This window comes from Arthrobacter sp. NPDC080086, assembly GCF_040702285.1.
Window position 1 is genome coordinate 1 of the sequence record NZ_JBFBKP010000028.1, and the last position, 22,859, is coordinate 22,859.

Annotated in this window: 23 protein-coding genes and 3 tRNA genes; 11 read left to right on the forward strand and 15 right to left on the reverse strand. The window is 68.8% G+C overall.

Annotated elements, in window-relative coordinates; genetic code table 11:
- Window positions 1-60 precede the first annotated feature (60 nt).
- The 6 genes from AB0305_RS11330 to AB0305_RS11355 form a co-directional block, all read right to left on the reverse strand.
- The gene (locus AB0305_RS11330) at window positions 61-681 is read right to left on the reverse strand and encodes a DsbA family protein (RefSeq protein WP_364135170.1); all 621 of its coding nucleotides are present in this window, start codon (window positions 679-681) and stop codon (window positions 61-63) included.
- 94 nt (window positions 682-775) lie between these two features.
- Window positions 776-2,056, reverse strand: a complete 1,281-nt coding sequence (clpX, locus tag AB0305_RS11335) for an ATP-dependent Clp protease ATP-binding subunit ClpX (protein ID WP_290257608.1) — start codon at window positions 2,054-2,056, stop codon at window positions 776-778.
- A 208-nt stretch (window positions 2,057-2,264) separates the two neighbouring features.
- On the reverse strand, window positions 2,265-2,924 hold the full coding sequence (locus tag AB0305_RS11340; protein WP_056738346.1) for an ATP-dependent Clp protease proteolytic subunit: 660 nt from the start codon (window positions 2,922-2,924) through the stop codon (window positions 2,265-2,267).
- Between the two features lie 38 nt (window positions 2,925-2,962).
- Complete coding sequence (locus AB0305_RS11345; RefSeq protein ID WP_290257881.1) at window positions 2,963-3,568, reverse strand: ATP-dependent Clp protease proteolytic subunit; 606 nt, start codon at window positions 3,566-3,568, stop codon at window positions 2,963-2,965.
- Between the two features lie 245 nt (window positions 3,569-3,813).
- A complete protein-coding gene (gene tig / locus AB0305_RS11350; RefSeq protein WP_290257607.1) occupies window positions 3,814-5,205 on the reverse strand; it encodes a trigger factor in 1,392 nt (463 codons plus the stop codon).
- Between the two features lie 68 nt (window positions 5,206-5,273).
- Window positions 5,274-5,348, reverse strand: a tRNA-Pro gene (locus AB0305_RS11355).
- 131 nt (window positions 5,349-5,479) lie between these two features.
- Here AB0305_RS11355 and AB0305_RS11360 point away from each other — a divergent pair.
- Window positions 5,480-5,550: transfer RNA gene (locus tag AB0305_RS11360), tRNA-Gly, on the forward strand.
- Between the two features lie 69 nt (window positions 5,551-5,619).
- Here AB0305_RS11360 and AB0305_RS11365 read toward each other — a convergent pair.
- The 3 genes from AB0305_RS11365 to AB0305_RS11375 form a co-directional block, all read right to left on the reverse strand.
- Complete coding sequence (locus AB0305_RS11365) at window positions 5,620-6,549, reverse strand: DNA-formamidopyrimidine glycosylase family protein (RefSeq protein ID WP_364135165.1); 930 nt, start codon at window positions 6,547-6,549, stop codon at window positions 5,620-5,622.
- Complete coding sequence (locus AB0305_RS11370) at window positions 6,549-7,043, reverse strand: ribose-5-phosphate isomerase (RefSeq protein WP_366172981.1); 495 nt, start codon at window positions 7,041-7,043, stop codon at window positions 6,549-6,551. Before AB0305_RS11370 ends, AB0305_RS11365 begins: the two co-directional genes overlap by 1 nt.
- A gap of 64 nt (window positions 7,044-7,107) precedes the next feature.
- Complete coding sequence (locus tag AB0305_RS11375) at window positions 7,108-8,109, reverse strand: hypothetical protein (RefSeq protein ID WP_364135158.1); 1,002 nt, start codon at window positions 8,107-8,109, stop codon at window positions 7,108-7,110.
- Window positions 8,110-8,251: 142 nt separating this feature from the next.
- Between AB0305_RS11375 and pepN the strand changes: the two genes are divergently transcribed.
- Entirely contained in the window at window positions 8,252-10,807 is a 2,556-nt protein-coding gene (pepN, locus tag AB0305_RS11380; protein ID WP_364135155.1) for an aminopeptidase N, read from the forward strand.
- Between the two features lie 110 nt (window positions 10,808-10,917).
- Window positions 10,918-11,385, forward strand: a complete 468-nt coding sequence (locus AB0305_RS11385) for an OsmC family protein (RefSeq protein WP_364135152.1) — start codon at window positions 10,918-10,920, stop codon at window positions 11,383-11,385.
- A gap of 31 nt (window positions 11,386-11,416) precedes the next feature.
- Here the strand turns inward: AB0305_RS11385 and AB0305_RS11390 are convergent, their stop codons facing one another.
- Window positions 11,417-12,436: an NAD-dependent epimerase/dehydratase family protein gene (locus AB0305_RS11390; protein WP_364135149.1), complete on the reverse strand. Its 1,020-nt coding sequence runs from the start codon at window positions 12,434-12,436 to the stop codon at window positions 11,417-11,419.
- Window positions 12,437-12,524: 88 nt separating this feature from the next.
- Here AB0305_RS11390 and AB0305_RS11395 point away from each other — a divergent pair, with 88 nt between their 5' ends.
- The 4 genes from AB0305_RS11395 to AB0305_RS11410 all read left to right on the forward strand — a co-directional run bounded on the left by AB0305_RS11395 (window position 12,525) and on the right by AB0305_RS11410 (window position 14,942).
- Window positions 12,525-13,190: a mechanosensitive ion channel domain-containing protein gene (locus AB0305_RS11395; protein WP_290257880.1), complete on the forward strand. Its 666-nt coding sequence runs from the start codon at window positions 12,525-12,527 to the stop codon at window positions 13,188-13,190.
- Complete coding sequence (locus AB0305_RS11400) at window positions 13,190-13,648, forward strand: globin (protein WP_364135146.1); 459 nt, start codon at window positions 13,190-13,192, stop codon at window positions 13,646-13,648. Before AB0305_RS11395 ends, AB0305_RS11400 begins: the two co-directional genes overlap by 1 nt.
- 141 nt (window positions 13,649-13,789) lie before the next feature.
- On the forward strand, window positions 13,790-14,245 hold the full coding sequence (locus tag AB0305_RS11405; RefSeq protein WP_364135143.1) for a GNAT family N-acetyltransferase: 456 nt from the start codon (window positions 13,790-13,792) through the stop codon (window positions 14,243-14,245).
- A 70-nt stretch (window positions 14,246-14,315) separates the two neighbouring features.
- Window positions 14,316-14,942 carry a hypothetical protein gene (locus AB0305_RS11410; RefSeq protein ID WP_364135140.1) on the forward strand — a complete coding sequence of 209 codons (627 nt, stop codon included), beginning with the start codon at window positions 14,316-14,318 and terminating at the stop codon, window positions 14,940-14,942.
- 19 nt (window positions 14,943-14,961) lie between these two features.
- On the opposite strand, the gene AB0305_RS11415 is transcribed toward AB0305_RS11410, so the two are convergent.
- On the reverse strand, window positions 14,962-15,621 hold the full coding sequence (locus AB0305_RS11415; protein WP_364135137.1) for a hypothetical protein: 660 nt from the start codon (window positions 15,619-15,621) through the stop codon (window positions 14,962-14,964).
- 63 nt (window positions 15,622-15,684) lie between these two features.
- Here AB0305_RS11415 and tesB point away from each other — a divergent pair, with 63 nt between their 5' ends.
- A complete protein-coding gene (gene tesB / locus AB0305_RS11420; RefSeq protein WP_290257596.1) occupies window positions 15,685-16,605 on the forward strand; it encodes an acyl-CoA thioesterase II in 921 nt (306 codons plus the stop codon).
- Window positions 16,606-16,689: 84 nt separating this feature from the next.
- On the opposite strand, the gene ettA is transcribed toward tesB, so the two are convergent.
- From ettA to AB0305_RS11435, 3 genes are all read right to left on the reverse strand, one after another.
- On the reverse strand, window positions 16,690-18,372 hold the full coding sequence (ettA, locus tag AB0305_RS11425) for an energy-dependent translational throttle protein EttA (protein WP_290257595.1): 1,683 nt from the start codon (window positions 18,370-18,372) through the stop codon (window positions 16,690-16,692).
- 80 nt (window positions 18,373-18,452) lie between these two features.
- Window positions 18,453-18,968, reverse strand: a complete 516-nt coding sequence (locus AB0305_RS11430; RefSeq protein ID WP_364135132.1) for a hypothetical protein — start codon at window positions 18,966-18,968, stop codon at window positions 18,453-18,455.
- Between the two features lie 121 nt (window positions 18,969-19,089).
- Window positions 19,090-19,596, reverse strand: coding sequence for a single-stranded DNA-binding protein (locus tag AB0305_RS11435; RefSeq protein WP_364135129.1), 507 nt, complete (start codon window positions 19,594-19,596; stop codon window positions 19,090-19,092).
- Window positions 19,597-19,754: 158 nt separating this feature from the next.
- Between AB0305_RS11435 and AB0305_RS11440 the strand changes: the two genes are divergently transcribed.
- The 3 genes from AB0305_RS11440 (at window position 19,755) to AB0305_RS11450 (ending at window position 21,275) form a co-directional block, all read left to right on the forward strand.
- A tRNA-Arg gene (locus AB0305_RS11440) sits at window positions 19,755-19,827 on the forward strand.
- A 182-nt stretch (window positions 19,828-20,009) separates the two neighbouring features.
- Window positions 20,010-20,483: a lipopolysaccharide assembly protein LapA domain-containing protein gene (locus tag AB0305_RS11445; protein ID WP_364135126.1), complete on the forward strand. Its 474-nt coding sequence runs from the start codon at window positions 20,010-20,012 to the stop codon at window positions 20,481-20,483.
- 69 nt (window positions 20,484-20,552) lie between these two features.
- Entirely contained in the window at window positions 20,553-21,275 is a 723-nt protein-coding gene (locus AB0305_RS11450; protein WP_364135123.1) for a DNA alkylation repair protein, read from the forward strand.
- On the opposite strand, the gene mptB is transcribed toward AB0305_RS11450, so the two are convergent.
- Window positions 21,268-22,845, reverse strand: coding sequence for a polyprenol phosphomannose-dependent alpha 1,6 mannosyltransferase MptB (mptB, locus tag AB0305_RS11455; RefSeq protein ID WP_364135120.1), 1,578 nt, complete (start codon window positions 22,843-22,845; stop codon window positions 21,268-21,270). The genes AB0305_RS11450 and mptB overlap by 8 nt on opposite strands.
- Window positions 22,846-22,859 lie beyond the last annotated feature (14 nt).

Here is a 22,859-nt window from a genome sequence, read left to right on the forward strand (position 1 = left end):
GAACTACCACGCTGTAGTTCCCGCGGCGCCCTGTGGTCCCGCTGTGGCGGGGTCCGGTGCTTAGTCGAAGACGGGGCTTTCGGTGCGGCTGCGCTTGAGCTCGAAGAAGTACGGGTAGGAGGCCAGGCCCACGGAGGCGTCCCAGAGCTTGCCGGCGTCCTCGCCGCGGGGAATGCGGGTCAGGACCGGGCCGAAGAATGCGGTGCCGTTGATGGCCACCACCGGGGTGCCGACGTCCTGGCCCACCAGGGAGATGCCGGACTCGTGGCTGGCGCGGAGTTCGGCGTCGAACTCGTCGCTGTCGCCGGCCGCGGCGAGCTCCGCCGGGAGGCCGACCTCGGACAGGGACTTCGCGATGACCTCGGCGATGTCCTTGTTGCCCTCGTTGTGGATCTTGGTGCCCATGGCGTCGTAGAGCGGCTTGATGTACTGCTCGCCGTGCTTCTGCGCCGCGGCCACGATCACCCGGACCGGGGCCCATGCCTTGGTCAGGAATTCCTTGTACTCGGCGGGCAGTTCGTCCCGGCCCTCGTTCAGGACGGCGAGGCTCATGACGTGCCACTCGGTCTGGATGCTCCGGACGGTTTCCACCTCGGAAATCCAGCGGGAGGTGACCCAGGCGAAGGGGCACATCGGGTCGAACCAGAAGTCGGCCTTGTTCGTGGCGGTGTTCTCAGGCACGTGAATTCTCCTTGTTGGGAAGCTGACAGGCGTCTCAGGGCACAGCGGAGAGCGGCGCGGATTTATTCCGGATTCCTGCCGTTTCGGGAAGGAATCAGGCGGACTTACGGCGCTTCACGTCGTGCGGAATCATCGTGGGTTCGGCCTTCTTAGCCACGACGTCCTCGGTGATCACCACGGTGGCGACGTCGTCGCGGCTGGGCAGGTCGAACATCACCGGCAGGAGGACTTCCTCCATGATGGCACGCAGGCCGCGGGCGCCGGTGCCGCGTTCCAGGGCCTGGTCCGCAATCATGTCCAGCGCCTCGTCCTCGAAGACCAGTTCCACGCCGTCGAGCTGGAACATCTTCTGGTACTGCTTGACCAAGGCGTTCTTGGGCGTGGACAGGATCTGGATCAGGGCCGGGCGGTCCAGGTTGGAGACCGTGGTGATGACCGGGAGGCGGCCGATAAATTCGGGGATCAGGCCGAACTTCAGGAGGTCCTCCGGCATGACCTCACCGTAGGAGTCGGCGTTGTCCTTGACCTCGTTCAGCGGGGCGCCGAAGCCGATGCCCTTCCGGCCGGACCGGGACCCGATGATCTCCTCGAGGCCGGCGAAGGCGCCGGCGACGATGAAGAGCACGTTGGTGGTATCGATCTGGATAAATTCCTGGTGCGGGTGCTTGCGGCCGCCCTGCGGGGGGACGGACGCGACCGTGCCCTCGAGGATCTTCAGCAACGCCTGCTGGACGCCCTCGCCGGAGACGTCCCGGGTGATGGAGGGGTTCTCGCTCTTGCGCGAGATCTTGTCGATCTCGTCGATGTAGATGATGCCCTGTTCGGCCTTCTTGACGTCGTAGTCCGCGGCCTGGATCAGCTTGAGCAGGATGTTCTCGACGTCTTCACCGACGTAGCCAGCCTCGGTCAGAGCCGTGGCGTCGGCGACGGCGAACGGGACGTTCAGGCGCCGGGCCAGAGTCTGGGCCAGGTAGGTCTTGCCGCAGCCGGTGGGGCCGATCAGCAGGATGTTGGACTTGGCGATCTCTACGTCGTCGTGGTGGCCGCCTTCGGCCAGCGCTCCGCTCTTGGGCGCGTGGCCGGCCTGGATGCGCTTGTAGTGGTTGTAGACCGCGACGGCGAGGGAACGCTTGGCGGGTTCCTGGCCGATGACGTATTCCTGCAGGAAGTCGAAGATTTCCCGGGGCTTGGGCAGTTCAAAGCTGCCCAGGTCGGCGACTTCGGCGAGTTCTTCTTCGATGATCTCGTTGCAGAGTTCGATGCACTCGTCGCAGATGTAGACGCCGGGCCCGGCAATGAGCTTGCGGACCTGCTTCTGGCTCTTTCCGCAGAACGAGCACTTCAGCAGATCGGTGCTCTCGCCAATCCGAGCCATATGTGAACCCCTTTGTATCTTGCTGCCGGCCGGGTCATGCCTCCGTGCAGCGTGGCACCCATTTTGAAACACCGCCAGCCCCGAACGGGACGGCCGTGACATAGTCCACTCTAGGTCACTTTGGGCCTGTTGGGTGGAAAGAAGACGCCGGTTCACCCCGTTTCCACGGGCCGAACCGGCGTCGTCTACTGCTGTGAAGCTGCCAAGGCTACTTGGTCAGCGCCTGTGGCTTGATCTTGCGCGAGTCGAGGACCTGGTCGATCAGGCCGTAGCTCATGGCCTCGGCGGCCGTGAGGATCTTGTCGCGCTCGATGTCGTTGTTGACCTGCTCGGAGGTCCGGCCCGAGTGCTTGGCCAGGGTGTCCTCCAGCCAGGAGCGCATCCGCATGACCTCGGCGGCCTGGATCTCCAGGTCGGAGGCCTGCCCGCCCTGGCCGCCGGAGAGTGCCGGCTGGTGGATCAGGACGCGGGCGTTCGGCAGTGCCAGGCGCTTGCCCGGCGTACCGGCGGCCAGCAGCACGGCGGCGGCGCTGGCGGCCTGGCCGAGGCAGACCGTCTGGATCTCCGGGCGGATGTACTGCATGGTGTCGTAGATCGCCGTCATGGCGGTGAAGGAGCCGCCCGGGGAGTTGATGTAGAGGGTGATGTCGCGGTCCGGGTCCGTCGACTCGAGGACCAGCAGCTGGGCCATGATGTCGTCGGCCGAGGCATCGTCCACCTGGACGCCGAGGAAGATGATGCGGTCCTCGAACAGCTTGGTGTACGGGTCCTGGCGCTTGAAACCGTAGGGGGTGCGCTCCTCAAACTGCGGCAGCACGTAGCGGCTGCTGGGCAGGTTTCCGGCAGTCGATCCGAAGTTGTAGTTCATGTTCATTGCTCCTGGAGTCGGTTCTGTCTGCGTGCCGGTTACTTGCCGCTGTCGGCGTTGGTTCCGCCGCCGCCGGCCACGGACCCGGCGTGGGCCGCGATCTTGTCGAAGAAGCCGTATTCGAGGGCCTCGGTCGCCGTGAACCACTTGTCACGGTCGTTGTCCTTGAGGATGGTCTCCACGGTCTGGCCGGTCTGTTCGGCCGTCAGTTCGGCCATGACCTTCTTCATGTGCAGGATCAGCTCGGCCTGGATCTTGATGTCCGAGGCGGTGCCGCCGATGCCGCCGGAGGGCTGGTGCATCAGGATGCGGGCGTTCGGGGTGGCGTAGCGCTTGCCCTTGGTGCCGGAGCTGAGCAGGAACTGGCCCATCGAGGCGGCGAGGCCCGTGGCCACGGTGACGACGTCGTTCGGGATGAACTGCATGGTGTCGTAGATGGCCATGCCGGCAGTGACGGAGCCGCCGGGAGAGTTGATGTAAAGGTAGATGTCCTTTTCGGGGTTCTCCGCCGAGAGGAGGAGCAGCTGGGAGCAGATCGCGTTGGCGTTCTCGTCGCGGACCTCGGAGCCGAGCCAGATGATGCGCTCTTTCAGCAGGCGGTTGTAAATGTAGTTATCCTGGGCCGCGGGATCGACGGTAGCCATCCGGGGTGCCCCTGCTTGCTGTGACATGTGTACTTACCTCTCGCTGGCGACGGTGGTGCCGTGGGGTGGCTCCACTGAACTTTCCTACATGGACACTAACCGTTTTCCCTGCCGCATTGTGCCGGCGTGGCGGGCTGTTCGCTGACGGCGCACGATTGGGCCGCCGGGTTCGTCTGCGACTTAAAAAGCCGCACCCCCGGATCGGTGATCCGGGGGTGCGGGCACTGCTCAGGGTGCCGGGCGGGCTAGAACTTCACTGCCGCCGGGTCGTCGTTCTTGGGAGCCTCGGCGGCTTCCTCGGAGGACGCTTCCTCGGCCGGAGCTTCCTCGAAGGAGGACTCTTCGCCGCCGGGGCGGACGAACTCGCTCAGGTCAACCTTGTTGCCCTCGGAGTCGGTGACCTCGGCCTGGCCCAGCACGACGGCCAGGGCCTTGCGGCGGCGGACCTCGGAGACCATCATCGGGACCTGGCCGCTCTGATCGATGATCTGGGCGAACTGGTTCGGGTCCATGCCGTACTGGCTGGCGGTGGTGACGATGTAGTCGATCAGCTCGTTTTGAGTGACGTTGACTTCTTCCTTTTCGGCGATGGCGTCAAGGATGATCTCGTTCTGGAAGGCGCGCTCGGTGTTGGCCTTGACCTCGGCGCGGTGCTCCTCGGTGTCGTGCTCGCCTTCACCGTGGTTGTTCTCGGCGCTGAAGTGCTGCTCGAGCTGCTCTTCGACGACGGACTCGGGAACCGGGACCTCGATCATTTCGACGAGCTTGTCCAGGACCTTGTCGCGGGCTTCGACGCCCTGCTCGACGGTCTTGGAGTCGGCGGCCTGCTTGGCGAGGTCCTCGCGGAGCTCGGCAAGGGTGTCGAACTCGGAGGCCAGCTGGGCGAAATCGTCGTTGGCCTCGGGGAGCTCGCGCTCCTTGACGGCCTTCACGACAACCTTGACCTGGGCGGCTTCGCCGGCGTGGTCGCCGCCCACCAGGGTGGTGTCGAAGATGGCATCCTCGTCGGCGCTGAGGCCGGTGACGGCCTCGTCCAGGCCCTCGAGCATGGTGCCGGCGCCAACCTGGTAGGACAGGCCTGAGGCGGAATCAACCTCGGAGCCCTCGATGCTGGCGGTGATGTCGATGGTCAGGAAGTCGCCGTCGGCGGCCGGGCGGTCAACGCTCTTCAGCGTGCCGAAGCGGCCGCGCAGCTCGTCAAGGGCCTTGTCGACGTCGGCCTCGGAGGACTCGGCGGCGGCAACCTCGACCTTGATGCCGGCGTAGTCCGGCAGCTCGATCTCGGGACGGATGTCAACCTCGGCGTGGAACTTCAGCTCGCCGTCGGTGGCGGACGGGTCCGGCACCTCGGTGATCTCGACCTCGGGACGGCTCAGCGGGCGGATGCCGGTCTCCTGGACGGCGGCCTGGTACCAGCCGTTGAGGCCCTCGTTGATGGCGGTTTCCAGGACGTAGCCGCGGCCGACGCGCTGGTCGATCAGCTTGGAAGGGACCTTGCCCTTGCGGAAGCCGGGTACCTGAATCTGGGAAGCAACGCTCTTGTACGCCTCGGCGATGCTGGGCTGCAGTTCCTCAAACGGGACCTCAACATTGAGCTTGACCCGCGTAGGGGTGAGGTTCTCGACGGCGCTCTTCACAGTCTAAGTACTCCTGGTTTTGGGGGATTGTGGGTCTGCAACGCCGATGACCGGCAGTTGCTGCAGAGTCGGGGTGACAGGATTTGAACCTGCGACTTCCTGCTCCCAAAGCAGGCGCTCTAGCCAAGCTGAGCTACACCCCGTAAGTGCACAGAACAGTCTAAGGTCATCGTGTGGCCATTTGCACATTTGACACTGCGGGGCTGCATTGGGTTTAGTTGTATCCGGCTTGAACAGCCGACCGGAAGTTATGCTGGATTTCCAGCATAGTCCCGGGGACGTAGCTTAATGGTAAAGCCTCAGTCTTCCAAACTGATTACGCGGGTTCGATTCCCGTCGTCCCCTCTCCAAAAACACACGAGGGCCCCTCCAGCGGAGGGGCCCCTGGTGTGTGTGCGGGCCTTGCAATCGGTCTTAGCCTTGCTGGCAAACCGTGCACCAGTACAGCTTGCGGGCCGCGTGTTCCACCAGGGAGACGGGGGTGCCGCAGACCCGGCAGTCCTGGCCCTGCCGCCGATAGACGAAGTGCGCCTCCTCCGGGGCGGGAAGGGCCGCTGCCTCTCCGTCGGAGGACTCTCCCCCGGCGCTCCAGTACCGGGGTCCGGTGGTGATGATCCGGCCGTCGCGCACGCCGTCGGCCATGATGGCGGCCGTGTCGTCCCAGAGCAGCCCGGCGTCCCCGGCCGGGAGGCCGGTTCCGGGCAGCCAGGGGTCCAGGCGCTGCCGGAACAGCAGCTCGGCGCGGTAGACGTTCCCGACGCCGGCAATCACCTTCTGGTCCATGAGCAGGGTGGCCAGCGGGGTCTTCCGCCGGCCCAGCGTGGCGACAAAGGCCTCCCTGTCCCCCGGCAGGTTCCGCAGCGGATCCGGGCCCAGCCGGGCCATCACGGCCTCGGTTTCCGCCTCGGTGAGGGTCTCGCAGGTGGTCGCCCCGCGCAGGTCCGCCCAACCGTGGCTGCCGGCGAGCCGGACGCGGACGGCGCCCACCGGAGCGGGCGGCCCGGCGTAGGCGGAGTCGTCATTCACCGCATCGGTGCCGGCGTCGCGGTCCTCCCGCTCCCCGACCCTGCGCGGCGCGCCGATGCTGGAGGCGCCCCGGAAGGTGCTGTCGCCGCCGAAGTTCCAGGCGCCATAGAGGCCCAGGTGGACGTGCAGGGACAGCCCGTGCTCGAAGCGGAGGAACAGGTGCTTGCCGTGCGCCGTCGAGCCGGTGAGGACGTGCCCGTCCAGCAGGGCGGCGCCGCCGGCGAAGCGTCCCTGCGGGCTGGAGACGGCCAGCCGCTCGCCCGCGAAGACGTCCGTGAACTGCCGGGCGAGCCGGTGAATGGAGTGGCCCTCGGGCACTACTCGACGACCTCGCCGGTGGCCTCGTAGGTAGCGATCTTGCCGATGCGGCGGACGTGGCGCTCGTCGTGGCTGAACGGCTCGGCCAGGAACGCCTCGATGATCCCGGTGGCCTCCTCGACGCTGTGCTGCCGGCCGCCGACGGCGACGACGTTGGCGTCGTTGTGCTCGCGGGCCAGCTTCGCGGTGGGCAGGCTCCACGCCAGGGCCGCGCGGACACCCTTGACCTTGTTGGCGGCGATCTGCTCGCCGTTGCCGGACCCGCCCAGGACAATCCCCAGGGCGTGGACGCCGGCCTCCTGGTCCGCCACGACGGCCAGGGCGGCGTTGATGCAGAAGGACGGGTAGTCATCGAGCGCGTCGTAGACCTTCGGTCCGTGATCCACCACCTCGTAGCCCTTGGCGCTGAGGTGCTCCACCAGGTGGGCGCTGAGCTCCATGCCGGCGTGGTCGGTGGCGATGTGGACGCGCGGGAGGTCCTGGGCGGTGGTCACGGTCGGATCCATTCTGTGGTCGCCGGAGGGCATCCGGCGTGGTGATCGGGGTGGCTCCAGCCTACTAGGGACGGGGCGGCGCGCCGTCGCCGCGGGCCCGGGAAGCCACGCGGGTCAGGGTCTGCGCGACGTTGTCCGCCGAGGCGGGGCCGCCGGCACTGACCGTCACGGTGCCGCCGTCCAGGCGCCGCACCACGACGGCGGGCCCGTTGGCCACCAGCATGCTGGAGTCCCGGCCGTGGCGGCGGAAGCCCCAGCCGCCACGCTCCGCCGCGCGCACCAGCTCCGGGGCGGCCGACCCGATCTCGGCGGCGGGGATCGTCAGCACGGGCAGCAGTCCGGCGGCGAGGACCCTGAGCCCGGCCCGGTCCACCCTGACCCGGGCGAAGAGGAAGAGGGTCGCCACGAGCGCCGCGGCCGCCAGGACGGCCGCGAGCCAGGGCAGGGCCAGGCTGAGCAGCGCCGCCGGGAACAGCGTGGAGATCCCGAGCATCACGAAGATCGAGCTGCGGGCGTGGACCCAGAGGCGGACGTCGTCCCTGGCCAGGTCCGGGTCGCGAAGGTGTTCGAGCGCCGCGCGGGCGGCGCGTTCGTCGTCGACGGACCAGCGCTCGTCGGCCTTGAACACGAAGCCCATCACCACGCCCAGGCCCAGGGCGGCGCCGCTGCCCATCGCCAGGATGGTGACGTCAACGTGCGAGGCGCGGGCGTCGGACAGACCGATCTGCCCGACCAGGACCGCGGCCAGCACGGCGGTGACGAACAGGCTAAGGCCCAGCCCGGCGCCCATCATGATCCGGCGCATCACGGCCGGCCGGGTCAACGGGGCGGCCTGGAGCAGCACCGCCCAGCCCGTCAGGACTATCAGGGCGGCGCCCACGCCCACCACGGCGGCGAAGGGGGCGAAGTTTTCGGCACCGTCCGCGGACCACCGGACGGCCAGCGGCTCGGGCAGCCGGGACCGGATCAGGAGCGCGCACACCGTGAAGGCGGAGGCCAGCACCAGGGGAAAGCCGATAGCGAAGCGCACGGCCCTGGTGTCGACGGAGTCCCGGAAGGTTCCCATGCCGTCAACGCTACCCCCGTCCGCGCCGCCGGCGGCCGGGCTGTGACGGGGGCAACTTGCCAAGGCCGCAAGGCGTGAAAGAATAACTTCACGCCTATCCCCATCTCCCGTTCCCGCATTCCTGGAGGCCCCCTTGCCCGGTATGAACCTCACACGCGCCGAAGCCCGCGAGCGCGCCGCCCTGATCGCCGTCGACTCCTACGACGTGACCCTGGACCTGACCCGGGGCGACACCGTCTTCGGCTCCACCACCCGCGTGCGCTTCACCGCGGCGCCGGGATCCGCCACGTTCATCGACGCGGTCACCCGGACCGTGCACAGCGTGACCCTCAACGGCCGCGAACTGGACCCGGCCGAGGTCTCGGACGGCATCCGCATCCAGCTCCCTGACCTGGCCGCGGAGAACGAACTAGTGGTGGTCGCGGACGCCCCCTACATGAACACCGGCGAGGGCCTGCACCGCTTCGTGGACCCGGTCGACGGGGAGGTCTACCTCTACACGCAGTTCGAGGTCCCCGACTCCCGCCGCATGTTCGCCGTCTTCGAACAGCCGGACCTCAAGGCCACGTTCACCTTCACAGTCACCGCGCCGTCGCACTGGGACGTGGTGTCCAACTCCCCCACCCCGGCACCGTCCGAGACCAGCCCTGGCGAGGACGGCGGCGCGCGCTCGGTCTGGGCCTTCGCGCCGACCCCGCGCCTGTCCTCCTATGTCACCGCGCTGATTGCCGGCCCGTACCAGAGCGTCCGCAGCGAGGTGGTCTCCGCCACCGGCAAGATCACCCCGCTGGGCGTCTTCGCCCGCAAGTCCCTCATGCAGTACCTGGACGCGGACAACATCTTCGAACTGACCCGCCAGGGCTTCGAGTTCTTCGAGGCGCAGTTCGGCTGCCCCTACCCGTTCGAGAAGTACGACCAGCTCTTCGTGCCGGAGTTCAACGCCGGCGCTATGGAGAACGCCGGGGCGGTGACCATCCTGGAGGGCTACGTCTTCCGCAGCAAGGTCACCGGGGCCCAGGTGGAGCGGCGCGCTATCACCGTCCTGCACGAACTGGCCCACATGTGGTTCGGCGATCTGGTGACGATGCGCTGGTGGAATGACCTCTGGCTGAATGAGTCCTTCGCCGAATACATGTCCCACCTCGCCGCCGTCGAAAACACCAAGTTCGACGCCGCGTGGACCACCTTCGCCTCGGTGGAGAAATCCTGGGCCTACCGCCAGGACCAGCTGCCCACCACTCACCCGATCTTCGCGGAGATCAACGACCTGCAGGACGTCGAGGTCAACTTCGACGGCATCACATACGCCAAGGGCGCCTCGGTGTTGCGGCAGCTGGTGGCCTGGGTGGGTCCGGAGGAGTTCATGGCCGGCGTCCGCGAGTACTTCCGCAAGCACTCGTGGAAGAACACCGAGCTGGCGGACCTGATGGTGGAGCTGGAGCAGGCCAGCGGCCGCGACCTGGACCAGTGGGGCAAGCTCTGGCTGGAGACCGCCGGCGTGAACACCCTGAAGCCGGAGCTGTCCGTCGGCGAGGATGGGACCATCACCTCCTTCGCGATCCTGCAGTCCGCCACCGAGGCGCAGCCGACCATCCGCCCGCACCGGCTGGCCGTGGGCTTCTACAACCTCGACGGCGCCGGCAAGCTGGAGCGCGTGCACCGCGAGGAGCTCGACGTCGACGGCGCACGCACCGAGGTCCCGGCCCTGGCCGGCCTGGCGCGGCCGGACCTGATCCTGCTCAACGACGACGACCTGGCCTACGCGAAGGTCCGACTTGATCCGCAGTCGTGGGCCACGGCCACGGCGCACCTGAAGGACTTCGGCCGCAGCCTGCCGCGGACCCTGGTCTGGGGCTCGGCCTGGGACGCGGCGCGCGACGGCGAGACCCCGGCCCGCGGCTACGTGGAGCTGATCCTGGCCAACATCGCGGAGGAGACGGACTCGTCGGTGATCCTGGTGCAGCTGCGCCAGCTGGCCACCACGCTGAACTTCTACGTCGCCGCCGAGCACAAGGACGCCACGGCGGCCACCGCCGCGGACCGGCTCTGGGACCTCGCCTCCCGCGTGGACGCCGGTTCCGACGCCCAGCTGCAGTTCGTGAAGTCCTACGCTCTGCTGGCCCGCACGGGCGCGCAGTTCGACACGGTCGCCGGGCTCCTGGACGGCTCCCGCGAGCTGCCGGGCCTCACCGTGGACCAGGACCTGCGCTGGGAACTGATCACCTCCCTCGTGGTGGGCGGCCGGGCCGGCAAGGCGGAGATCGACGCCGAGCTCGAGCACGACAACACCGCCACCGGCCAGAACGCGGCCGCGCAGGCCACGGCCGCAATCCCCACCCCGGAGGCCAAGGCCGCCGCGTGGGAGTCGATCGTGGTCACGGGCGAGCTGTCCAACGCGCTGCAGGGGTCCGCCGTTGCCGGCTTCACCCGGGTGCTGGACACCGCCCTGCTCGAGCCCTACGCGGAGAAGTACTTCGAGGCCGTTCCCGGGATCGTCCGGGAACGCACCCACGCCCTGGCCCAGCAGATCGTCGTCGGGCTCTACCCGGCGCAGCTGACCACCCAGGCCACCGTGGACCGCACGGACGAGTTCCTCGCCGCCCTGCCGGCGGACAGCGCCGCGCTGCGCCGGATGATGCTGGAGAACCGCGACGGCGTGGCCCGCGCCCTGCGCGCCCGCGCCGCGGACGTCGGCTAGGCAGGAAGCCCCCACCCCGCCCAACTAGCTCGCAGCTAAGGCCGTTTTGGACGCTCAAAACGGCCCCTGCTGCCAGTCAGTTGGGCGGGGACGTGTCCTAGACTGGCGGCATGAGCCTGGACGAGCACAACTACGCCCTGACGGTCACCTGGACGGGCAACCTCGGCGAGGGGACGTCCGGCTACCGGGCCTACAGCCGGGACCACGACATCGAGATTCCCGGCCTGCCGGTCCTCAAGGGCTCGGCGGACCCGACGTTCCGCGGCGACCCCGGCCGGTACAACCCCGAGCAACTGCTCCTGGCCGCGCTAAGCCAGTGCCACATGCTCTCTTTCCTGCACGTGGCGGTGAAGCATGGCGTGGTGGTCACCGGCTACCGGGACCGGGCCGAGGGGCTGATGCGGACCAACCGGGACGGCAGCGGCCAGTTCGAGTCGGTCACGCTGCGTCCGGTGGTGGCCACGAAGGAACCGGTGGCCCCGGAAACCTTGGCGGAGATGCACCACGAGGCCAACTCACTCTGCTTCATCGCCCGCAGCGTCAACTTCCCGGTCCGGCACGAGGCGTCCTCCGGCTGACGGTTCGGCGCCTCCCAGCCTCGGGCGGCGATTAGCCTGCGGCGCCAACCGGGTCCGTCGCGTCCCGCCATTCCCCCAGCAGCCGGCGCTCGGTGTCCGGATTGAGTCCGGCCTTGCGTTCCCGGTCCAGCCCCCGGCGCCGCTCGTCGTCGAGACTGTCCGCCAGCGTCCGGGTCCACGGCCGCAACCGGAGTCCGGCCGCAACCGCCGCGGCGTTGCTGCGGGTGGTGAATCCCTCGTGGCCCGGCGGCAGCCACAGCGGCAGTGAGTCCGGACCCGCCCAATAGTTCACCCCGCGCGCGGCGAGCCAGTCGGGCGGCGCGGCCACGATCTCCGCGGCTCCCCCGTCGAGACGCCGTGATTCATCGAGGTATTCGGCGAACGGCACGGGATCGCCGACCGCGTTCAGCGGCCCGGTAACGCCCCGCTCCGCCGCGGTCAGCACCCAGGCGGCCAGGTCCCGGACGTCGATGATCTGGGTCAATGCTGCCGGGGTGTCCGGGACGAGGACGGGTCCCGGGTGTCGGGCGAAGCGGGCCGGCCAGTACCCGTAACGGTCCGATTCGTCCCCGGGCCCGCCGATCAGGCCCGGCCGGCACAGGTGCGCCTTGTCCCCGGCCAGTTCCAGGGTCAGGTGTTCAATCGCGGACTTCGCGGCACCGTAGTTCTCCATGGTCGCCGGCGTCCCGGCGGGCAGCGGCGGCAGCACGACGGCGTCCTCCGCCGTGCCGGGGACCGAGGGGTCCGCGTAGACCGAACAGCTGGAGACGAAGGTCCAGTGCCGTGCGCGGCCGGCGAGCGCCACGAGGGCATCCTCCGCCTGCCCGCGGTCGCGGGCCACGTCGACGACGGCGTCCCACTCCCCCGCCTGGACGGCCCCGGCGTAGGCAGCCGGACCCTGCGAGCGGTCCGCCTTGAGCCAGCTGGCACCCTCCGGCGGCGCGGTCCGGGATCCACGGGCCAGGCACATGACGTCGTGGCCGGCGGCTACTGCCTGCCGGGCGATTTCGGCAGAGAGGAAGGCGGTGCCACCGAGGACGAGGATGCGCATGGGGCCACGCTACGGCGCTAGTCTGGACAGTGAACAGAGTCTTATGCGGCCGGCGAACGCGGGCGTGCCGAAGGAGCAGTACCACTTGATCTTGAGCTTGACCACCCCCGAACCCCTGACACCGCTCGATGTCTCCGCAATCAACGTGCCCGGAGCCCTGATCAGCATCGGGGTGGGCGTCCTCGTCTGGCTGGTGGCGTCCTTCGTGATTTCCGGGATCACCAAGCGCGTCGCCGCGGGCAGCACCTTCTTCAAGAAGCCGCGGTTCCGCTGGGTTGCCCCCGCCCTGCGCGCGCTGGACCACCAGCGCCGGGAGCAGCGGGCCCGCACCATCGGCGCGCTGCTGACCAGTGTGGTGAGCGTCCTCGTCGTCGTGATCACCGCGATGTACGTGCTGCAGTATCTTGACGTCAATATCGCGCCGCTGCTGACCAGCGTCGGCATCCTGGGTGTCGCGATCGGCTTCGGCGCCCAGCAGCTCATCCGCGACTTCCTGGCCGGGATCTTCATCACCATCGAGGACCAGTACGGCATCGGCGACGTCATCGAAACCTCCGAGGTGGTGGGCACGGTGGAGTCGATGGGCCTGCGCATCACCCGGGTCCGCGCCGACGACGGCACCATCTGGTACCTGCGCAACGGCGAGATCCTCCGTGTGGGCAACCGCTCCCAGGGCACCTACACCCCGCCCGCCGACGAGGCCGACCAGGCCGGTGCCGCCGAGGCAGCACCCCAGCAGAAAGCCGGAGAGTAATGACCATCCCCCTCGGCGGAGATCCCCGCCAGCCCCGGCAGCTGATGCAGAACGACCCCTTCAGCAAGCCCGGCTACACCGACAACTTCTACGACGCTGTCGGCGGGCACGAGACGTTCGTCAAGCTCATCGACGTGTTCTACGACGGCGTCGCCACCGACCCGCTGCTGCGGCCCATGTACCCGGAGGAGGACCTCGCGCCGGCGAAGCGCCGCTTCCTCATGTTCCTGGAGCAGTACTGGGGAGGTCCCACCACCTACGGCGAGGAACGCGGCCACCCCCGGCTCCGGATGCGGCACCAGCCGTTCCGCGTGACCCCGGAGGCCAAGGACGCCTGGCTCCGGCACATGCGCACCGCCGTCGATGCCCTGGAGCTCCCGCCGCTCTACGAGGGAACCCTGTGGGACTACATGGAGCGGGCCGCCCTCTCCATGGTCAACAGCCCGTCCGGAGCCTAGGCGGGTTGCGCCGCTTGCCGGCCGGCACACAGAGAAAGACCCCGGAGGCACTTGGGGGGATGCCTCCGGGGTCTTTCTGAAATTTATAATACCCACCCGGGTATGACCGCGCAAGGGGTCCCCTCCGCCTAGGCTGGAGCCATGATCACCATTCGCGAAACGGTCGACGGCGACCTGCCCGCCCTCGCCGCGCTGCGGGCCACCTGGACGGCCGAACAGGCACCCGCCGCCGACGGCACGACCGTAGACCCGGAAGAGTTCGTCGCCGTGCTCAAGCGGTGGCTGGAGGCCAATCCGCGGACCTTCTTCCTCGCCGAGCACAACGGCGTTCCCGTGGGCATGCTGAACCTCATGGTGTTCGAACGCATGCCCAAGCCAGGCAAGGACATCTCACGCTGGGTGTACCTGGGGAACGTCTATGTGCTTCCGGACCGCAGGAACGCCGGCATCGGGGCGCAGCTGGTGGAGGCCGCCCTGACCTATTCGCGGGAGATCAACGCGGTCCGGATGCTCCTCTCTCCGTCGTCGGAGTCTCGAAGCTTTTACGCGCGGCTCGGTTTCGTGCCGGCGTCGGAACTGAACGTGCTGACCTTCTGAGCTGCGTCCCCACCCGTACCGGGCCCGCTTACGAGCACTTCCCGGCGCCCCCGGGTCTAGGCTGGCGGTCATGGCGATCATTCATCAGGCAACGTTGACCCCCTCCAAGATGGAACTCCTCGAGCGCTGGCTCCCCGGCCGGTCCTGGTTCCCGGACACCGGGTCCGCCCCGGAGAAGGCCGGGCACTTCCGCTTCGACGACCCGGAGGGGGAGGTGGGTCTCGAGACCATCCTGGTGCATTCCGGCGGCGCCGTGTTCCAGGTGCCGCTCAGCTACCGGGGCGCTCCCCTGCCCGGCGCCGACGATCACCTTGTCGGCACCATGGAACACTCCGTCCTGGGCAGCCGCTGGGTCTACGACGCGTGCGCGGACCCGACCTACGTCCGTGCCCTGGCCGCTGCCATCCTGGCCGGCACGCCGCAGGCACAGCATGTCCTGCAGGTCGACGGCGGGCAAAAGGTTCTCCCCGAATCGGTCACCGTGCACGGCACGGGAACCGCGGGTACATCGGTTCCGGAGGTCGGCGACATCACGGCCAGCGACGCCGCGGAGGGGACCGTGATCCGCGCCGGTGCGCTGGAAATTTTGGTCTACCGGCGGCTCGACCCCGCTGTCCCGCCGGCAGCCCGCGCCCTGGTCGGCACCTGGGAGGGTCAGGACACTCCGGTAGCCCTCGCCGCCGTCACGGAAGGATAGGGCTTCGTCGCGGGGGCCGCTAGAGGCCGGACCCTGCGCGGACCAGCACGTGGCCGCGGGGGCTGCTGAGCCGGAACCACGTGTCGGCGCGGAAGACGGACTGCTCCCCCTCGGCCAGGAACCCCAGGGTCAGCGCCGCGAAGGCCGCCCCCGCGGGCAACCAGTGCGCCGCCGGCAGCGGCCGGCCCCAGACGGTGGCGCGGGCGTTGTTGACGATCAGGGCACCGGGTTTGTCCGGGATGATGCCGGCGATCTCCCTGATCCCCTCCTCAGCCGCCCGCCGCAGTTCTGCGTCGGGGACGGTGCCTGCCGGTTCCCAGCCGCCGCGGGGTGCTCCGACGCCGGCCCAGGATTCCCGCAGGGTCATCGGCGGGACGGGAAGGTCGACGTCGTCGGGCCCCGAGCGGGCCAGGCGGTCCAGCACCGCCGCGAGGGGCACGGTCACGTCCAGCCGGGCGGGCGCGGCCAGAGCCATCGTGCGCAGGCCCAGGATAGTCGGCGTTCCCTCGCCCAAGAGCCGCGGCCGTAGGAGGCAGACGTAGGCGGCCAGGACGGTGCCGTCGGCGCTGAGGCGGATGCCGCCGTCGTCCACCGCCTTGGCCCTGGTGGCGAAGGTGCGCAGGTCGGCAAGGTCGCGGGGATCGGAGAACTGCAGGGACTCGGTGAGGACATCAGACACATTCCCGACTTTACCGGCTGAGCCTCTTTGGAGCCCGGCCAAGCCGCCGTCTAAAGTCAAACCATGACTGAAGCCGAAGCCGCAGTGCAGGCCGCACCCCCGGAGGACCCGACCACCTCGCTCATCCAGCTCCTGGACCTGGGCGAACTTCAGGGCGCCCGGACGGACGAGGACATTTTCCTGGGCCCGTCGCAAAAGCAGCCCCGGCAGCGGGTGTTCGGCGGCCAGGTGCTGGCGCAGTCGCTGGTGGCTGGCAGCCGGACGGTTCCCGAGGGCCGGGGCGTGCACTCGATGCACGGGTATTTCCTGCGGCCGGGCGACGCGAACCAGCCGATCACTTTCGGCGTCCAGCGGCTCCGCGACGGGCGCTCCTTCTCGGCCCGCCGGGTCCACGCATACCAGGACGGCAAGCCGATCCTGTCGATGATCGCCTCTTTCCAGGACGAGGATGAGGGCATCGAGCACCAGACGCAGATGCCGGAGGGAATCCCGGACCCGGAGTCGCTGCCGAGCACGGCCGACCTGCTGGGCAAGTTCGACCACCCGGTGGCCCGGCACTGGGCCTATGAGCGGCCCTTCGACATCCGCCACGTGGACCCTGCCCTGTATGTCTCGGCCGAGGGGCCCAAGGAGGCCCGCAACGCCGTGTGGATGCGGACCTTTGGACCGATGCCGGACGATCCCGGCCTGCACCGCGCCGCGCTGGCCTACGCCAGCGACTACACCCTCCTGGAGTCGGTCCTGCGGCGGCACGGCTTGAGCTGGATTACGCCGGGGATGTCCGTGGCGAGCCTGGACCACGCCATGTGGTGGCACCGGCCCGTGCGGGTGGACGAATGGCTGCTGTACGTGCAGGAATCCCCCAGCGCCCAGGGCGCCCGGGGCCTGGCGACCGGGAAGATCTTCAGCCGCGACGGCCGGCACGTCGCCACCGTGGCGCAGGAGGGCATGATCCGGGTGCCCACGGAACCGGCGCCCCGGTAACGGCGAACGCCTTTAACGCATAAGCCCGGCGCACCCCCTCTCGGGGGCGCGCCGGGCTTTTGCGTTGGCGGGCCGGCCGCGGAACTAGTCGCGGGTCAGGCGGCGGTGGGTGACCCGGTGCGGCTTGGCCGCGTCGGGGCCGAGGCGCTCCACCTTGTTCTCCTCGTAGGATTCGAAGTTGCCCTCGAACCAGTACCACTTGGAGGGGTTCTCCTCGTCACCTTCGTAGGCGAGGATGTGGGTGGCCACCCGGTCGAGGAACCAGCGGTCGTGCGAGACGACGACGGCGCAGCCGGGGAATTCCAGCAGGGCGTTCTCGAGGCTGCTGAGGGTTTCGACGTCGAGGTCGTTGGTCGGTTCGTCGAGGAGCAGCAGGTTTCCGCCCTGCTTGAGGGTCAGCGCGAGGTTCAGTCGGTTGCGCTCACCGCCGGAGAGGACGCCGGCCTTCTTCTGCTGATCCGGGCCCTTGAAGCCGAAGGCGGCGACGTAGGCGCGGGACGGCATTTCGACCTGGCCGACCTGGATGAAGTCGAGTCCGTCGGAGACAACCTCCCACAGGGTCTTGTTCGGGTCGATACCGCCGCGGCTCTGGTCCGCGTAGGAGATCTTCACCGAGTCGCCGACCTTCAGTTCGCCGCCGTCGAGCGGCTCCAGGCCGACGATGGTCTTGAACAGGGTGGTCTTGCCGACGCCGTTGGGGCCGATGACGCCCACGATGCCGTTGCGCGGCAGCGAGAACGACAGGCCGTCGATCAGCATCCGGTCCTCGAAGCCCTTCTGCAGGTTCTTCGCCTCCAGGACCAGTCCGCCCAGTCGCGGTCCCGGCGGGATCTGGATCTCTTCGAAGTCGAGCTTGCGGGTCCGGTCTGCCTCGGCAGCCATTTCCTCATAGCGGGCCAGACGGGCCTTGGACTTGGTCTGGCGGCCCTTGGCGTTGGAGCGCACCCACTCGAGTTCCTCGGCGAGGCGCTTGGCCTGCTTGGCGTCCTTCTTGCCCTGGATTTCCAGGCGGGCACGCTTCTTCTCGAGGTAGGTCGAGTAGTTGCCCTCGTAGGGGTAGAGGTGGCCGCGGTCCACTTCGGCGATCCATTCGGCCACGTGGTCCAGGAAGTACCGGTCGTGGGTGACGGCCAGGACGGCGCCGGGGTACGAGGAGAGGTGCTGTTCGAGCCAGAGCACGCTCTCGGCGTCGAGGTGGTTGGTGGGCTCGTCGAGGAGCAGCAGGTCGGGCTTCTGCAGCAGGAGCTTGCAGAGGGCGACGCGGCGACGCTCACCACCTGAGAGCACGGTGACGTCGGCGTCGGCCGGCGGGCAGCGCAGCGCGTCCATGGCCTGCTCCAGCTGGGAGTCGAGGTCCCAGGCGTCGGCGGCGTCGATCGCTTCCTGAAGCTGGCCCATCTCTTCAAGCAGGGCGTCGTAGTCGGCGTCCGGATTGGCCATCTCTTCGGAGATCTCGTTGAAGCGCTGGATCTTGCCGTAGATCTCGCCCACGCCCTCCTGGACGTTGCCGAGGACGGTCTTTTCCTCGTTCAGCGGCGGCTCCTGCAGCAGGATGCCGACGGTGTAGCCGGGGCTCAGCCGGGCCTCGCCGTTCGAGGGAGTGTCCAGGCCGGCCATGATCTTGAGGATGGTGGACTTACCGGCGCCGTTCGGGCCGACAACACCGATCTTGGCACCGGGGAAGAAGGACATACTCACGTCGTCGAGGATGAGTTTTTCGCCAACGGCCTTACGGGCCTTGGTCATTGTGTAGATAAATTCCGCCATACTCTCAAATCTAGTGGTTCGGCGCTGATAACTCACATTCCGAGGCGACAGGTTCCGTGCTGCCCATACCGGGAGACCGGTCAGGCGGCCGGGCCCGCGAGGCAGCGGCCGTCGGCGAGGGCCGGCAGGACGGTGGCGGTGACGGACCGCCCCCGGATCTGGGCGACGACGCAGTCCCCGCCCTGCCGGACGGACGCTTCCACAGCGTCGGCGTCCAGGCCCGTGGGGGTCCGGCTGGCGGTGACCTCGATGGCCCCGGGAGCGTAACCGGCCCGGACCAGGGCCGCCCGCACGCTGTCCGTCCCCGGCACCGACTCAGCGGCGAGGCCGGCGAGCGCGTCGCGCACTTTGGCCGCATCCTCGGGTTGCGTGGCCGCCGAGCCGCCCGCCACCGAAGGAGCCGTGGGCGTGGGCGCGGAGGGGGCGGCGGGCGTGGCCGTCGCGGTCGCGGTCCCGACGGCGGTGGATGCTTCCGGCGCGGGGGCGACCGTATCGCCCGACCCGGAGCATCCGGCGAGGGCCATTGCCACTACGATGCCGGCCAGGGTGGCGGACGTCGGGAACAGGGCGCGGGGAAGGAGTCTGGGCCGGGTCACCCGGCCATTCTGCCACCGGCACCGGTCCGGACATCGCCGTCACCGCCTCCACCGCTCTTGTCCGAGCCCCTCTGGTCGGCGGTGCCGGCAGCCTGCTGGCACTGGCCGGGAAACGAGGCCCTCAGGCGGCGTCCTCCTTCACCTCTCCGGTTTCCTCGTCGAAGTCGGGCAACTCCTCCGCGGCGTCGGCTCCGCCGTCGCCGGCGCTCCCCTGCCCGGCGGCTCCCGGAGTCCCGCCCTGGTCCGCCCCGTCCGACTGCTGCTGCTGCCCGCCGGTATTGCGGGTGAAGTTGGCGGCGCCCCACGACAGGTCGTGACCGATGGCGTCGGCATCGATGTCCACGGCGTGGTGGATGCGGCCCTCCGACTCCCAGGTGCGGATCTTGAGCCTGCCGGCAACGATGACGGGCTGCCCTTTCCGGATACTGCAGGCCATGTTGCCGGCCAGCTGGCGGTAGCCCTGCACGGTGAACCAGTTGGTGGTCCCGTCCACCCAGGCGTTGGCCGCCCGGTCGAAGCGCCGTCCGGTGGAACCTAGCCGGAAGGACGCGGTGGCGACGCCGCCGGGCGTCGTCGAACTCTTGATCTCCGTGGCGACGAAGCCCCGAATGGTGATGCTGTCATTCATTGGTATGTCCTGTCTCATGGGAAGGCTGGCTGGTCCTTCCCACTCTGCAACCGGGGTCCGGCGCACGGCAGTCCGTACCGGGGCTATGTGGAAAACGGGCCGCGGTGGCACGGTAAACTTCTTGAGGCGTGCCGGCTCCGGCCGATGGGCACGCGAGTGCCCCAGTAGCTCAGGGGATAGAGCAGCGGCCTTCTAATCCGCCGGTCGGGGGTTCGATTCCCTCCTGGGGCGCCTGCATGGCCCCGGTCACGGACTATCCGTGACCGGGGCCCTTCCGTTTAAGCTCCCGCCGCTTCCCGGGCCCCCTGCCTCAGCTTCCGGAGCGCCGTCTCCCGCCTAAGCCATAAGCAGGCTTAGTATTGAGTCCAGAGATGGAGGCAGGGCCCCGGCCCATAACCGAAAGTAAGGCAGCCATGACGCAGACACCCCGCGGATTCGACTCCTACGACCAGGCCGACACCCCGGCGGCACCGGAGCACGCAACCACCGGACTCCCCCGGGAGGACGCCCCGGCGGCCACGTCCTCCCCCGCCCGGACGCCCGCGGAGGTTCCCACGCCGGAACCTGCCCCCGCCACCACGGCAGCACCCGCGCCCACGCACGAGCCCCGCCAGGTGACCCGCGCCGGGATGGTGTGGACCGTCGTCGCCGTCGCCCTTGTGGTGCTGATCCTGCTGATCGTCTTCATCCTGCAGAACCAGGACTACGTCCAGGTCAAGTACTTCGGACTGGCGGGAGCCGTCCCGCTGGGGGTGGCGCTGTTCATCGCCGCCGTCGGCGGCGGGGTGCTGGTAGCCATCGCCGGGGCCGCCCGCATCATCCAGCTCCGGCTGACCGCGCACCGCCAGCGCACCCGTCTGGCCGGCAAGGGCACCCGCGACCGCTAGGCCGGAGGAAACGCCAAGCCGGAGGAACGGCAGGAGCGCAGACCGGCCGGACTGCCCTACAGTTGCCGCATGTCCGAAGGCCTCGTCACCACCATCCGCACTGCCCTGCACGTCGCGGCGGATCCGGTTCGCGGGGCGGCGGCCCAGCGGTATCTGAAGTCGGAGATGCCATCCCTGGGCGTCCGGGTCCCGGAGGTCCGGGCCATCGTCAGGAATGCCGCCCGGCGGTTGCCGCCGCAGTCGCTGTCTGAACTCACCGCCGCCGTCACCGGGCTGTGGCGCGAGGCACGCTGGCGGGAGGAACGGCTCGCGGCCATCGAACTCACCGGCTTGCGGCTGGCCCGGGACGAGCTCGCCATGCTTCCCCTGTACGAGGAGATCATCCGCGACGGTGCCTGGTGGGACTTGGTCGATTCCCTGGCGCACCGCCTGGGCGGTCTGCTGCTGGCCCACCCCGGAACGATGGCGTCGGTGCTGCGCCGGTGGAGCCAGGACCCGGACCTCTGGATCCGCCGTGCTTCCATCACCGCCCAGCTGGGAGCCAAGGGCGCCACGGACCGGGCGTTGCTGGCGGACGTGATCACGGCCAACCTCGGCGACCGTGAATTCTTCATCCGTAAGGCCATCGGCTGGGCCTTGCGGGACTTCTCCACGACGGATCCGGACTGGGTCCGGGGCTTCGTCGACCGCGCCGGGGACGGGTTGAGCCCGCTCTCCCGCCGCGAGGCGTTAAGGAAGCTGGGACCAGCCGCACCCTTGGAGGAGGGGCCGCAGGTGACCCGCCTCAGATGACGGGCCGGCTGGTGACCGGTTCGTCCGGCTTGCTGAACAGCTGCTTGGTCTTGGGGTCCAGGAAGATCAGGTACAGCGCAAACAGCAGGGCGATGATCGCGGCGGCGTTGCGGGCCAGGGCCAGCGCCAGGCCCAGGTCCTGGCTCTGCAGGTACGGGAAGACCTCCAGCTGGTCGGAGATCGCGTAGACCATGAAGAACGAGACCATGAAGTACAGGGCCTTGACCTGCCAGTCGTCGCGGATACCGGTGACGGCGAAGAGCGGGATCAGCCACACCACGTACCAGGACTGGATCATCGGGGCGAGGAACACGACGGCGGCGAAGGCCAGGGTCAGGCGGCGCATCAGCCGGTCGTAGTCGCCGCGGAAAATCTGCCAGGCCACGATCCCCAGCGCCAGGACCTTACCGGCGTCGTACACGTACTTGGCCAGGCCCCAGCCGTCGAGGCCGAAGGCGTTGGAAATGGAGGCGACGATCAGCCCGACCAGGCCCACCGGGGCGTACCAGATCCAGATGCTGCCGGGGGCGGACAGGCCGTTGATCCAGCCGAAGCCGAAGCCGTTGACGGCGCTCATGGCGTAGAGCAGGCCCACGCTGATCCCGGCGGTCAGGGCCCAGAACACGAACTTCCGCGGCCACCCGGCGTTCTTGCCGGCCCACAGCAGCCCGATGAAGGGCAGGAAGACGATCGTGATCGGCTTGACCGCAATCGAGAGCGTCACCAGGACCAGACCCACCAGCACCCGCTTGGTGGCGCAGTAGTAGAGGCCGGCGAGGGCCAGGCCGATCATCAGCGCGTCGTTGTGGACGCTGGCGATGAAGTTGGTCAGGAACAGCGGGTTGGCGGCGGTCAGCCACAGGGCGCGGTGCGGGTTGACCCCGTGCAGTTCCGCGAGCTTCGGGACATAGATGATGCAGAGCACGATCCCCACGAGTGCGGCCAGCCGGAACAGCATGATGCTGGCCTCCGGCTGGACGTTGGTGGACCACACGACGAACTGCTCAATCCAGAGGAATAGCTGGCCGTAGGGCACCGGCGCCTCGGTCCACATCTTGTCCGCGCCGAGCTGGAAGTAGTTGGAGAGCGCGGAGATGCCGTTCTCGTAGGGGTTGAAGCCCTCGACCATCAGCCGGCCCTGGCCGATGTAGGCATAGACGTCGCGGCTGAAGAGCGGCACGGAGAACATCATCGGCAGGCCCCACGCGACGACGGCGGTCATGGTCGCCTTCCGCGCACCGGCGCCCCAGTGCCGGACCCGCTGGCCCAGCCGCAGCCACGCCCGCACCAGCAGCATCCCGCCGACCGCCAGCAGCACGATGCACATGCCGACGCCCACGGCCTCGGTGCGCATCCAGATGAAGAGCGGCAGCCGGCGCAGTTCGGAGACCGGCGCCAGCCAGCCGACGCCGAGGGAACCGACGAACATGAACAGCGAGCCCAGGAATCCGGAGAGGATGGGTGAGCGTGCGTTGTCCACGTCGGCCGGGGCCGCCGCTGACGGTGCCCCGGAGGATGTCCGGGACGTACCGGCAGCCGTCTTCCCCGCCGCAGGTACAGGCGCCGTCATCTCAGGGGTGTCCA

Coding starts and splice junctions, on each gene's coding strand:
- clpX (WP_290257608.1), bottom strand. CDS start 2,056: ATGGCTCGGATTGGCGAGAGCACCGATCTGCTGAAGTGCTCGTTCTGC.
- AB0305_RS11340 (WP_056738346.1), bottom strand. CDS start 2,924: ATGAACTACAACTTCGGATCGACTGCCGGAAACCTGCCCAGCAGCCGC.
- AB0305_RS11345 (WP_290257881.1), bottom strand. CDS start 3,568: ATGGCTACCGTCGATCCCGCGGCCCAGGATAACTACATTTACAACCGC.
- AB0305_RS11375 (WP_364135158.1), bottom strand. CDS start 8,109: ATGGGAACCTTCCGGGACTCCGTCGACACCAGGGCCGTGCGCTTCGCT.
- pepN (WP_364135155.1), top strand. CDS start 8,252: ATGAACCTCACACGCGCCGAAGCCCGCGAGCGCGCCGCCCTGATCGCC.
- AB0305_RS11385 (WP_364135152.1), top strand. CDS start 10,918: ATGAGCCTGGACGAGCACAACTACGCCCTGACGGTCACCTGGACGGGC.
- AB0305_RS11390 (WP_364135149.1), bottom strand. CDS start 12,436: ATGCGCATCCTCGTCCTCGGTGGCACCGCCTTCCTCTCTGCCGAAATC.
- AB0305_RS11400 (WP_364135146.1), top strand. CDS start 13,190: ATGACCATCCCCCTCGGCGGAGATCCCCGCCAGCCCCGGCAGCTGATG.
- AB0305_RS11405 (WP_364135143.1), top strand. CDS start 13,790: ATGATCACCATTCGCGAAACGGTCGACGGCGACCTGCCCGCCCTCGCC.
- AB0305_RS11410 (WP_364135140.1), top strand. CDS start 14,316: ATGGCGATCATTCATCAGGCAACGTTGACCCCCTCCAAGATGGAACTC.
- tesB (WP_290257596.1), top strand. CDS start 15,685: ATGACTGAAGCCGAAGCCGCAGTGCAGGCCGCACCCCCGGAGGACCCG.
- ettA (WP_290257595.1), bottom strand. CDS start 18,372: ATGGCGGAATTTATCTACACAATGACCAAGGCCCGTAAGGCCGTTGGC.
- AB0305_RS11435 (WP_364135129.1), bottom strand. CDS start 19,596: ATGAATGACAGCATCACCATTCGGGGCTTCGTCGCCACGGAGATCAAG.
- AB0305_RS11445 (WP_364135126.1), top strand. CDS start 20,010: ATGACGCAGACACCCCGCGGATTCGACTCCTACGACCAGGCCGACACC.
- AB0305_RS11450 (WP_364135123.1), top strand. CDS start 20,553: ATGTCCGAAGGCCTCGTCACCACCATCCGCACTGCCCTGCACGTCGCG.
- mptB (WP_364135120.1), bottom strand. CDS start 22,845: ATGACGGCGCCTGTACCTGCGGCGGGGAAGACGGCTGCCGGTACGTCC.